Source organism: Anaerocolumna jejuensis DSM 15929 (genome assembly GCF_900142215.1).
Classification (GTDB): domain Bacteria; phylum Bacillota; class Clostridia; order Lachnospirales; family Lachnospiraceae; genus Anaerocolumna; species Anaerocolumna jejuensis.
In genome coordinates this window covers 1-12,543 of the sequence record NZ_FRAC01000016.1, presented here as the reverse complement: position 1 = coordinate 12,543, position 12,543 = coordinate 1, and the positions used below count along the sequence as shown (strand labels likewise).

General features: G+C 43.2%; 10 protein-coding genes. 3 read left to right on the top strand and 7 right to left on the bottom strand.

Going from position 1 to position 12,543, the window contains the following annotated elements; all coding sequences use genetic code 11:
• Positions 1-52 precede the first annotated feature (52 nt).
• The gene (locus BUB77_RS15830) at positions 53-3,238 is read right to left on the bottom strand and encodes an alpha-mannosidase (protein WP_073277657.1); all 3,186 of its coding nucleotides are present in this window, start codon (positions 3,236-3,238) and stop codon (positions 53-55) included.
• A gap of 283 nt (positions 3,239-3,521) precedes the next feature.
• Between BUB77_RS15830 and BUB77_RS15825 the strand changes: the two genes are divergently transcribed.
• The 3 genes from BUB77_RS15825 to BUB77_RS15815 all read left to right on the top strand — a co-directional run bounded on the left by BUB77_RS15825 (position 3,522) and on the right by BUB77_RS15815 (position 7,428).
• Positions 3,522-4,415, top strand: a complete 894-nt coding sequence (locus BUB77_RS15825; RefSeq protein ID WP_073277880.1) for an AraC family transcriptional regulator — start codon at positions 3,522-3,524, stop codon at positions 4,413-4,415.
• Between the two features lie 342 nt (positions 4,416-4,757).
• A complete protein-coding gene (locus BUB77_RS15820; RefSeq protein WP_073277655.1) occupies positions 4,758-5,615 on the top strand; it encodes a YitT family protein in 858 nt (285 codons plus the stop codon).
• 73 nt (positions 5,616-5,688) lie between these two features.
• Positions 5,689-7,428 (top strand): S8 family peptidase, encoded by a 1,740-nt coding sequence (locus tag BUB77_RS15815; protein ID WP_073277653.1) that lies wholly within the window; start codon positions 5,689-5,691, stop codon positions 7,426-7,428.
• On the opposite strand, the gene BUB77_RS15810 is transcribed toward BUB77_RS15815, so the two are convergent.
• From BUB77_RS15810 to BUB77_RS29945, 6 genes are all read right to left on the bottom strand, one after another.
• On the bottom strand, positions 7,412-8,440 hold the full coding sequence (locus BUB77_RS15810) for a M42 family metallopeptidase (RefSeq protein WP_073277651.1): 1,029 nt from the start codon (positions 8,438-8,440) through the stop codon (positions 7,412-7,414). The genes BUB77_RS15815 and BUB77_RS15810 overlap by 17 nt on opposite strands.
• A 25-nt stretch (positions 8,441-8,465) precedes the next feature.
• Positions 8,466-9,038, bottom strand: coding sequence for a cyclase family protein (locus tag BUB77_RS15805; RefSeq protein ID WP_073277649.1), 573 nt, complete (start codon positions 9,036-9,038; stop codon positions 8,466-8,468).
• 220 nt (positions 9,039-9,258) lie between these two features.
• The gene (locus BUB77_RS15800; protein WP_073277647.1) at positions 9,259-10,014 is read right to left on the bottom strand and encodes an exodeoxyribonuclease III; all 756 of its coding nucleotides are present in this window, start codon (positions 10,012-10,014) and stop codon (positions 9,259-9,261) included.
• A gap of 131 nt (positions 10,015-10,145) precedes the next feature.
• Positions 10,146-10,799, bottom strand: a complete 654-nt coding sequence (locus BUB77_RS15795; protein WP_073277878.1) for an HAD family hydrolase — start codon at positions 10,797-10,799, stop codon at positions 10,146-10,148.
• A 31-nt stretch (positions 10,800-10,830) separates the two neighbouring features.
• Positions 10,831-11,346 carry an STM3941 family protein gene (locus BUB77_RS15790; protein ID WP_073277645.1) on the bottom strand — a complete coding sequence of 172 codons (516 nt, stop codon included), beginning with the start codon at positions 11,344-11,346 and terminating at the stop codon, positions 10,831-10,833.
• A gap of 895 nt (positions 11,347-12,241) precedes the next feature.
• A partial coding sequence (locus BUB77_RS29945) for a hypothetical protein (protein ID WP_170866667.1) occupies positions 12,242-12,543 on the bottom strand: 302 nt, incomplete at its 5' end.

Sequence of the window (12,543 nt, the reverse complement as noted above, 5' to 3'; positions counted from 1 at the left end):
TCTAAAGCTCTTAAGCCGGAAACTGCAGCTGCTTTAATTGATTTTCTGCCGCCTATAAGGATACCTTCAAAGTTTGTATCTCAAAGGGCTTAAATTCCAGTGTACAGGAATCTTTTTCCCCGGCGTCTTTCGTAAGACCCTTCTGGCTTATTTCATTTTCCATTAAGTCTGCCAATACGATATCTCTTACCTTAAAGCCCAGCTGCACCTTGGCCCTGGCTCCTCTGCCATGGCATTCATACAGGCGCAGAATCAAGTCATCGCTGTCTTCACATTTCTTGACAGATTCGACAATGACATTCTTTACATCGACTATTACCAGGGATTCTGATTCTGGTGTAATACTATGGTCCGCCGGAAGAATAGTAAGGGGTACGTTCAGCTCATAGCCTGCCCTTACTACTCCGCCCTCGATATAGTCTCCCTTATGAGGGTACAGGGAATAGGTAAATTCATGGCTTCCCCTGTCCGCATTGATGTCAGGATATGCTGTACTTCTTAACAGGTTCAGATCCAATACATTATCTCTTACTTTATGTCCGTATTTACAATCATTTAGAAGTGCGGTGCCATAATCTCCCTGGGAGATATCCACCCACTTATGAGCGCAGACCTCATATTTTGCCATATCCCAGGAGGTATTCGAGTGAGTCGGCCGTTTGATATTGCCAAACTGGATTTCACAGGTAGCTTCCTGAGCTGAAACATTTACAGGGAAGGAGGTACGAAGCATCTTTTCGCTTTCTTCCCAATGGGCTGTACTGATAAAATCAATACGCCTGCTTCCATCCCTTAATACCACCTTCTGCTCCAGCTTCGACTTACCGGAGGGAGTGCTGAAATGATTCAGCCTTACAAGCTGAGGACCCTCCCTGTAAACCTTGCTGTCCGTGAGTATAAGCGCCTCGCCGGGAACCTCGTCATAATATATGGGGAAATCCCATGCATCGCCTTTATCCTCATACAGCACCAGCTTATTTGCCTTTTCACCTTCCGGTATAACCTGCCGGTTTTCTTCCTTGTCATAGATAGACTGAATAAATCCGTCATCGGAAAATACGACAGTAAAGATATCATTTTCCAGAGTTTTCACCCCATCCGGCAGCTTTGCAAAGGCATCCTCCGCAGAGTGATTTCCGGCAGCAGTACCAGCCAGGGAGTCCGGTGCCGCCTCTGAACTGCCCTTCCCCTCCGGAACAGGAAATACCCGGTATCCCATTGACGGAACCTTCACTTTTGTCCAGTTATCCCCTATCTGAACCCATTCCTCACGTTCCCAGGACAGGGGGTTGAATATCCTGACAAAGCCCTCTTCTTCAAGAGTTGCTGTAAGGCCCTCTGATTCCGGTATCTTTCCGGTTTCCAGAGCTTGATACCTTTCCTTAACTGCCGCTTCTACCTCTTCCAGCATTTCCTTATATCTCTCAAGAGATTCGTTGTACACCCTGGAAATGGAGGAGCCTGGCAGAATATCATGGAACTGGTATAAGAGGGTTTCCTTCCAGATCTTATCCAGGAATGCAGCAGGGTATAGAGCTTCCCCAGCCTTCAGGCTGCTGTTCTCTTTGCTGCCGGCCTTTACTATATTCCAAACGGAAGCGATTTCAAGCTCCCTTAAGGCAAGCTCCATCTTTCTGTTATATCTTTTATTACGGCCCTGGGAAGTATAGGTGCCCTGATGGTACTCCAGGTACAGCTCTCCCTTCCAGGTCTTGTAAAGGGAGGCTTCCCTGCTGATCCTGTCGAAGAATCCCTGGGCAGGTCCCTGGCTTATGGGAACAAGTCCATTTAAATCCTTCTCCCTTTTCAGCCTTTCCAGGTGCTCTTCTCCCGGACCTCCGCCTCCGTCTCCTATTCCGAACAGAAGAAGGCATTCCTCGCCGACTCCCTTATCCAGGAATTCCTGCTCTGATTTTTTAACCGCTCTGGGAGCTGCGGAGCTGTTATAGGTTCCCTCCGGCGGCATATGTGCCAGAATCCGGCTGCCATCCAGTCCTTCCCACCAGAAGGTATGATGGGGATGCCTGTTGAATTTACTCCAGGATAGTTTTATGGTCATAAAATAATCTACTCCGGATTTCTTCAATATCTGAGGCAGTGCCGCCGTATATCCAAAGACATCCGGCAGCCACAGATTCCGTATATCCTGCCCGAATTCCTCCTGAAAGTAGCGTTTACCCAGAAGTACCTGCCGGATGAGGGCTTCACCGCCGGATATATTGGTATCCGCTTCCACCCACATGGCACCCTGCACCTCCCAGCGGCCTTCTTTAATCCGCTCCTTTACCTCTTCATAAAGAGCCGGGTAATACTCCTTGACCCATTGGTATAGCTGGGCCTGGCTGGCTCCGAACACATAGTCCGGATACCTCTCCATATTCCTGAGAACAGTGGAAAAGGTTCTTGCTCCTTTGCGGATAGTTTCCCTGATGGGCCACAGCCACGCAAGGTCAATATGGGCATGGCCTACGGCACTTACCTTAAGGGAAGCATCCCCGCCCTTTTTCTCCAGCTCTTTGCCAAGGATTCCTCTTGCCCTGCGGGCTTCCTCATTGTTATATAAATGAAGCTCATTGGCAGCCCGGTTCAAGCTGTGAAGGAGGCTGTGGTACCTGGCACTTTCCTCGGACAGGTTCAGCATCAGCTCATAAAGTACTTCAACATCATAATAAAGCTGTTCCAGCTCCCGGTTGCAGACAGCAAGATGGGCATCCCTTATAATCCCGCTGTCCTGGTACTTTCCGAAGAGATCATTACAGCCTGCATCCGCCCACAAATCGATAGTTTCTCCTGCTTTCAGAGCACGGTCAAAACGGTAAACGGTCTTTCCGGGTCTTCCCAAATTATAATCATATTCCGAGGATACATTGGTAAGTCCCCTTACCGGCTTTCCCTCCTCATTCACCACGCATAGCTCACCATTAATATCGATTAACAGTACCGGTTCGGTATCCGAGGTCTCAAAATTCAACGTATCTTCTCCCTTTTCCCCAGGGTTTTCAAATCCTTCCGGGACCGTTCCCGTAAAATGGAACCAGCCGCATTCAAAGAGTCCGCCCCAGCTTTCTCCTACGGTCACCTTCTTTTCTTTACCGGTGGTCCTGTTCGGAAAGGGTACGGGCTCCGGTGTTATCCAGACTGTCATATCCAAGAGCGCTTTTTTTTCATATATGGATTCCTTTATCCTTTTTTGCACTTCCGGCAGCCTGTCTTTCATATTCTGCAAATAGTACGGCATAATTACCTCCTTAAATTCATGATGTAATAATACAAAATATCGCTATCCTTATCATAATAAAGACTGTCCTTCTTTTCATGCCATTATTACCAAGAATATCTCAAAATTTTATCTCCCATTTAATTTATAAAAACTTACCCCACATGACAGAAATCAGTATTTGACTTATAATAGGCTGTACTTTATAATGACCATAGAAAATATCCTTATCTCTATTTTCATGATATATAACAATCAGGCTGCTCTCTTTAAAGCTGCCGGAAAGAAGCAGGAGGAAATTATTATGAATCCGTTACTGGTTTCCCATAAACAGTGGATCAGCGAAGACCTTCCCTTTGCCCTGAGAGTCGACAATATCAAAGAGCATGTACTTCCTCACTGTCATAATTATATTGAGTTCAATTTTACCGTGGGCGGAAGTGCCCGGGAGAAGATTAACGGAGTAGAGCATATCTTAAAGCCCGGCACCTTTACTCTTTTGTTTCCCCACCACATTCATGAAATCGAGGTAGCCCCGGAAAAGCCGGTAACTGTTTTTGTAGGCAGCATCAAGTTTGAGAGCTTTTATGACAAAAAGGGGGATTTTCAGGTCCTTACGGAGCTTTTAAGCCAGGCGGCTATGGATAAGGTTCCCTATAATGATTTTGGGGAAGAAACAACAAATGAGCTGACAGCTATTTTAAACTCCATGCAAAAGGAGCTCACACAGCGTAAAAAATGGAGTACCCTGATGTTTAAGAGCAAGCTCATGGAACTCCTGATTACCTACGACCGGAACCGCGGGGATAAGAATAGCCTGGCAGAAGGAAAGCGTATTTTAAGCCAGAAAAGCGGCATGTGGGATATCATAACCTATGTATCCCAGCACTACCAGGAGGATATTACCTTAAAGCACCTGTCCGAAGGCTTCCACATGAGTGCTTCCCACATCAGCTCCTCCTTCCATCAGCTCCTTGGAGAAAATTTTCACAAATACCTGGAGAAAATACGCCTTGCACAGGCCTGTGACCTGCTGCTTTCTACCGATTCCTCCGTTCTTGATATCTGCTTTGAGACGGGCTTTAAGTCCTATAAGACCTTTTCCCGGGTATTCCTTAAAAACCTTGGGCTAAGTCCGACGGAATACCGGAAACGGCGGATAGATGATACAGACCAAATAATGGATATGCACAGATGACCAAGGGGGGTGTTTTGGCGTTTTGTCTCAAGAGGTTCCTTATGACACTTAAGCGGCAGGAAACGTGACCAGGTAAAACAGCGCCACTGTTTGAGCTCGTTAACTGACACAGCCATATTTGTTACAGCGAGTTTGGCGCTGATTTACCTGCCAGTTACGTCTTCTGCCGCTTTAGTGAAATAAGGGTTCTCGCGTAACAAAACTCCACCCCCCCTCTTGGTCATCGTCCGTTTCCATAAACTTCCTTTATGCGTTTACCGTGTCTTTTCTGTAATTTTCTCTTGTCTCCCCTTTTTTCCTATGTTAAAATGAAATTAAAACTAATTTATAGGAGGATAGTGGATGACACAGACCAAACACAAATACCTTTCTATCGTCTTTCGGATGTTAATGATTATCTTCGGAGCATGTTTATCATCCATTGGGCTGGAAATTTTCTTAATACCCAATAACATCATCGACGGCGGTATCATAGGCGTATCTATTATTACCAGTTATCTTTCCGGATTACCTCTGGGACTCTTTACATTCGCTTTAAATATTCCTTTTTTTATTATCGGCTACAAGCAAATCGGGAAAACCTTCGTGCTCTCCACTGCCTTTGCCGTAACCTGTCTTTCCATCGGCGTTTCCTTTCTCCATCCGATTCCCGGTGTTACTCATGATATCTTTCTGGCAACGGTATTCGGCGGCATTATCAACGGTACCGGCGTAGGTCTTATTATCCGTGCAGGGGGTTCTTTGGACGGTACGGAGATTGTTGCCATTATTCTGGATAAGAAAGTCAGCTTTTCCATAGGACAAATAGTGATGTTTTTTAATGTATTTATATTAAGCGGTGCGGGATTTGTATATGGATGGGACAGGGCTATGTACTCTCTTATTGCCTATTTCGTAGCCTTTAAAATGATTGATATTGTTGTGGAAGGTGTGGACGAGTCCAAGGCTGTTACCATTGTTTCCGATAGAAATGAAGATATTACCCAGGCCATCATCGATAGATTGGGAAGAGGTGTGACCCTGTTAAACGGCCAGGGCGGCTTCTCAAGATTGACAACGAATGTCATTTATGTTGTTGTATCCCGTCTGGAAATCGCAAAGATCAAAAATATCGTACATTCCTTTGATAACAACGCTCTGATAACCATTGGGAGTGTAGAAGTTGCCGGAAAGAAATACAGAAAGAAACCGATTCATTAACTTTTTATATTTTTGTTCCGTTCTTCTTCTTTCCTTCATATAAATGAAGTAAATAGTCTATAGAGGTAGCCCTATGACTGAATCCGAGCGGTTTAAAATACTAAGTGATGATTTTGCAGATCTAATTGTCTCTAACCAAGAAAGAGATGAAATCGTAAATACCTACCCTGATACCTCTGTAAGTCTGACCTTTGATGATTCATCCGTCGTCCACATTCCAGTTGAGAATATGACCTTTGACAGTATCCATAGATTTGGCTATAACCGAATCCCTGCCTGCTTTGGCTTGTTAAACGCAAATGAAGATACCTTTGATTATAATATTAGGAATCTTCCGGTTTCCTTTAAGGTGGGAGACGGTTATTCCGGTAAAGGTGTAATAATTGGATTTATTGACACCGGCATTGATTACCGAAACCAAACTTTTTTAAAGGAAGATGGGACCAGCAGGATACTGACCATCTGGGACCAGAGCATCGACAGCAGCAATTATCCACAAGGCTTTTTCTATGGTACGGAATACAATAATGGGATGATTAATGAAGCTTTAAAAGCAGAGAATCCCCTGGCAGTAGTTCCAAGTATGGATACCATTGGACATGGTACCATGATGGCCGGTATTGCCGGAGGATCAAAGAACACGGAATCTGGTTTTTCCGGTGTTGCCGATGATATCATCTTTGCTGTAGTCAAATTAAAACCTGCCAAAGCCTATATAAAGGAGTTCTTCTCCATTCCCCCTGATGCTGTCTGTTTTCAGGAAAATGATATCATAACCGGAGTTGTCTACCTCCATCAGCTGGCTCTTGCAAATAATAAACCGCTGATCATTTGTTTAGGAATAGGCACCAGCCAAAGCGACCATACGGGTAACCGGACTTTAAGCAGATTTCTGGCTTCCTTCAGCGAAATAAACGGAAGAGCTGTCGCAGTGGCAGCAGGCAATGAAAGTAACCGGGGAAGCCATTATTATGGTGATATCAAGCCTCCCACTGCTTTCGACGATGTTATTCTTACCGTTGGCGAAAATACCTATGGATTTACCATGCAGTTTTGGGGAACCGCCCCAAACTGGTTCTGGATTGACCTGTATGCCCCTGACGGAGGGTTCATTACCAGGATACCGCCGACAACCAGCAACAGCATTCTTTATTCTCTTGAAAATATGACCATCATTGCTGACAGCCAGGTCAAGGAGCCCTATTCCACAGAGCAATTTATTGTTTTGCGCTTCAATCAGCCTGTCCCGGGAAACTGGCATTTTTATGTTTATGGCATCAAGGGCGACCTGCCCATGCGCTTTCATTTCTGGCTTCCTATTCATAATTTTCTATCAGCAGGAACAACTTTTTTAGAACCGAATAATAATACTACCATTGTTGCTCCGGGTAACAACAGCAGCCTGATATGTGCCACAGCTTACAATCCGGTAAACAATACTCTCTTCTTTTACGCCAGCAAAGGCAATACCGTTAATAACTTCCCAAAGCCAGATATCACTGCTCCCGGCGTTAATATCTTAAGTCCCTATCTTGACAACAAGTTCATCCAGGTAAGCGGCACCAGTGTTGCCTCCGCCTATATAGCAGGGGTCTTATCCCTTCTCCTGGAATGGGGCGTAACAAACGGTAATTTTCCTCAGATGAGTAATGCACTTATGAAAAAAATCATCACCCAAAGCGCAAGCCGAAGGCCTAATGAGACTTATCCCAACCCGGATTGGGGTTATGGCATCGTTGATATTGCCAATATGGGAAATGTGATTAATTCCATTATAAGCGTACAGGAAACTATGCCTACTTTTCCAGTATGAATTTCTCCAGCAGCTTCAGAGTGTTTTCCAAGCCCTTGATATGAGTACGTTCCATGCCATGGGAGGCATGTACTCCCTGTCCGATCAAGGCGCCCCTGATGTTATTTCCTCCTCTGAGAGCTGCGGATACATCAGAGCCGTAATGGGGGAATATATCAATTACAAAATCCACCTCTGAGCGCTTTGCGATATTGATAAGCTTATTGGTCAGTTCATAATCATAGGGGCCGGAAGAGTCCTTGGCACAAATGGATACGGCATACTCACTTCCATTCAGGTCATCCCCCATGGCTCCCATATCCACGGCTAAAAATTCCGTGATATCCTCCGGAAGCCAGCTGGCACCGTATCCCACTTCCTCGTAGTTGCTGATAACAAGCTTTAAATTTTTCTGAGGCACCACTTTTTCTTCCTGCATATCCCTTAATAAGCCCAATAATACTGCAACTGAGGCTTTGTCATCCAGATGCCTGGACTTGATAAAGCCTGCTTTCGTATACTCAAAATTAGCATCAAAGCTGATATAATCTCCGGTATTGATTCCTAAAGCAAGTACCTCTTCCTTATTTTTTACCTGCTCGTCAATACGTATCTCCATATTTTTTTCACTTCGTTCCAGTGTTCTTGCATCATCATAGGTATGGACCGAAGGACTTTTTGACAATATGGTACCTGTAAAGGTCTTTCCCTCCCTGGTATGTATCTTGCAATAGCTGCCTTCAATGCTCTGCATCGTAAATCCGCCTACCAGAGTGAACTTAAGCATGCCATTGGCTGATACGGAACGCACCATGGCTCCCAGAGTATCCACATGGGCAGAAACCCCCAAGGTTTCCTTTTCTTTTCCCGGAACTGATATTATCATTCCGCCCTTTTTGCTGTATTCACAAGCGTAGCCGAATCCCTCCGCTTTATTTCTTACGTATTCCATTACTTCCTTTGTGTAGCCGGAAGGGCTTGGAATATTCACAAGCTCTTTTATTGTATTTACTATAAATTCCATGGTATCCATGCAGCATATCCTCCTTTTACCAGCCTTACAGCTCCATTAATATTGCTCTTACCGGTGCTCCGTCACAGCCTCCGAGCTTAACCGGTGCGGCGACCAGAAAGTATTCCCCTTCTTCCGCCTCGTCCAGCTTCAGCCCCTCCAGCAGGACTACTTCCTTTTCCAAAAGCTCCACATGCACTTCCCTTGGTGCTTCTAACGGTGCCACGCTCTGGCTTTCCACTCCGATAAGCTCCAGGTCATATTCAAGGATGCACCTGGCAAGCTCCATGGAAATAACCACCGGTCCTTTTAAAAGCAATTTTTTCTGGCTGTGCTTTAGGACTTCCCTCAGCTCCTCGGCTGAAGGCTGTTTATCAAAGGCCTTCAAGGTGCAGTTTCCAACGCAATGATAAAGATTGAGCTCCTCAATGGTTTTCCCGTCTTTTACAAAATGGAAAGGTGCATCCATATGGGTACCGTTATGGGCACACATGGTAATTACCGTAACATTGCAGACATCACCCTTTTCCATGGAACTGTTCCTTACATAGGAAGGCTTTTCATCTCCAGGATATACGGCACTCGTAAAGACCTCCTGGGTTATATCGTAGATTTTCATAGCTTATATTTTCCTGCCGCAGTTTTCCGGCACTGCCCGTATAGAAGCTGAAAGAATTACAAATGGCAGCCTTTCATTCCCTTAATTTTCTTTCAGTTATTCTTTTATTTATATATTTCTTTTATAATACATCTTTCTTCTGTCCATATAAGCTGTATCCTGGTTTTCCCTCTTCCATGAGTTAAATGGCCCGCAATAAAATGCATTTTAAATATTCCTATTACAATTCTATATCCAGCTCAACAGGACAATGGTCACTGCCTAAGGCATCCTTATGAATAATGCTGTCTTTAATCTTATCCTTTAATGGCTCCGACACTATAAAATAGTCAATACGCCAGCCAGCATTCTTCTCTCTGGCATGGAACATGTAGGACCACCAGGTGTAACGCTCTATGTCATCAGGATAGAGATAGCGGAAAGAATCTACAAAGCCATTTTCCAGAAGCGTTGTCATCTTCTCACGTTCTTCCTTTGTAAAGCCGGCATTCATGGTATTTGTCTTGGGATTCTTTAAATCAATCTCTTTATGGGCAACATTTAAATCCCCGCAAAGAATTACCGGTTTCTTCTTATCCAGCTCTTTTAAATAGGCCCTGAAATCATCCTCCCATTCCATCCGGTAATCAAGCCTTGCCAGTTCTCTCTTGGAATTGGGCGTATAAACATTTACCAGATAGAAATTGTCATATTCCAGTGTAATGACACGGCCTTCCAGGTCATGCTTTTCAATACCAAGGCCATAGGTTACGGATAAGGGTTCTTTCTTTGCAAAAATGGCAGTTCCCGAATAGCCCTTCTTTACCGCACTGTTCCAGTACTCATAATAGCCTTCAAAGGAATGCTCCCACTGCTCCTTTTGCATCTTGGTTTCCTGAAGGCAGAAAAAGTCCGCCTCCTGTTCTTTGAAAAAATCTTCAAAGCCTTTATTTAAACATGCTCTTAAACCATTTACATTCCATGATATAAATCTCATAGTTACCTCCATTCCTCCGCTCATGGCGGTGCATAATTTAGTATTTACTCCTGCCTGGCCCTTAAGCTGCCTGAGCAGGAAACAGCATTGCTTTTATTACGGATGCCACTCTCTTTCAGCAGCATCAGCATTTATTCCTTTAACAATATATCCTTTAATTCCTCCAGGTCCTTTGCAAGGCTGCCGGCTCCTGCTTCTGTCAGCTCTTCCTTGCTTCCAAAGCCATAGAGTACCCCAATAGAACTGATTCCGTTTTCCCTGGCTCCCTTTATGTCATGAAGCCTGTCCCCTATCATTACGACCTGCTCTTTGTCATTTATGCCATTCTTCTTTAGGGCATACGCTATAATGTCACCCTTTTTTCTTCTGGTATCATCCATGGCAGCGCCGCAGATGTCCGTAAAATAATGGTCCAGATTAAAATGCACCAGGATTTCCCTTGCAAATTCTTCCGGCTTGGAGGTTGCAAGAATTAAGGTCCTGCCAGCCTTTACAAGGGTATCAAGGAGGTCATCGATACCTTCATACTTAACATTCAGAAAGATTCCTTTTTCCTTAAAGTATTCCCTGTACCATCTTGTGGCTTCCTTTATCTCCTCTTCCTTCAGTCCCTGGATATCCCTCAGTCCGTCTATTAAAGGAGGGCCGATATGCTTCTCTAAGGAATCCAGGTCTTCTACCTCAATTCCTACATGATGAAGGGCATACTGCAAGGATTTTGTAATTCCCTCTTTGGGATTTGTAAGTGTTCCGTCTAAATCAAATAATAGATATCTCTTTATCATGTAATACCTTTCTGTTGTCATTATCATTGTGTCAATCATACAGGCTGCGGTAGTCATCCAAACGTTTTTTCAGAAGAGTGTAGATATCCTCTAAGGACATATCCTTTGCATTCCCCACATAGAGCAGGAACACCGGCTTTTCGTAGCTTTTATTATCAATGGCCTTTTGCTGCTTTAAAGGCGAGAGCTTCTTTATAAAAACTTCTTCATCCCTTGGTATAATTCCAATGGCATCATCTTCCTCTGCAATACAGAACTGTTCAATATCCTGGAATGACAGCATACCTATTGAATTTTTCGAGGAACTGTCAATAATACCGTCAAAGGTTATGGTAATCAGAGGTTTTTTCTGCGATGCCTTCAAAAGATTCACAATACACCGTATACCGAATACAACAGCAGCTATACCCCCTGGCAAACCAAGCAGCAGAGACCTCGCCCGAAATCCTGCTACCCATAGGGTAACCGCCAGAAAAAAAAGGGCGAAAGAACGCAAAAAGTGCCGTACTGCTTTCGTCTGTTTTTCCTCAATAATAATCTTCTCCACGTTGCTCCCATCCGCGTGTCTGTACGCATCTTTCCATTCTTTCTTTCATTTTATATGGTTAACCTTAAAAAAGCAAGTAAACATGGTGAAATTTGTTATATTATATGGGTTATAAGTCCCAGGGTAATGAGATTAAGATTTGTATGGTAAAAAGCAGTTTTTCACAATGGGGACGGCAGTTTGCACAAAACAGAAAGATGAATGCTTCGATTCCAATGTATAAGAAATCCTAATTCTCTGAAGCTTTTGCGCTGGACATATCATCAAACAGATAACTCGTGGGCTCAGACAATCTGTTTGATGATATAGCACAAAAGCTTCAGAGAAAAGAATTTCTAATACATTTCCATAGGCGCATTCATCTCTCTGTTTTGTGCAAACTGCCTGCATGTATTAAACTAGGGAAACGCTGATTTAATCAAGTAAAGTCCCCAGATTTCTGATATAATAGATAATATGCTAGATAATGTAAGTGAAAAATTATTGGACAAAGATCTTTCAGAAAATAGTAAAGAAGATTCCAATGAGTAATTGATCCATAAAATTATTTAAAAATAATGTAAACAGCACATAAAAATGAGCTGCACACTAAAATTAGTGCTACAGCTCATTTTTATGTGACGGGTATCCAGTAATAAGTATTTTTATGTTGTCAGTAATTCTTCTGTTAAATGTGAAGGGCTTCAAGTGTATGGTTCCATGCTCGAATAGGTGGTATAAAAAGAGGATATGGGGTACGGAACTTTGTTCTATACTGGACTCATTCATGCGAAATAATCACTATGATTTTATCATAGAAGACCTACTTTATGTTTACATTTTTACTGACTTTTTTTCACAGTCTCAAAGAGGGCTGTTGCTTAACATTATAGTTAGTTGAACAACAGCCCTTTTATCATTCCAATTTAGATTTACTGATAAATTTCATTATCCTATTTTTTAAATCTGGATTAAAAGTAATCTCAAATAACGTTAAATCATTATCACCTATATTTAGAGTGGTTTTTATTATTAGATTATCGCCTTGCTTTTTGGGTTTATATTCGCTTTTTGTTTGTGATATTATCGGTATAATAGAACTTACACTACTATCATTATTTCCAGATGCTTTATTAAATTCAAAATTAAATAAAAAAGCATCTTCATTAGTAAGAGCAAAAAAATATGATTCAACGTCATTAGAACCTGAGTACTGCG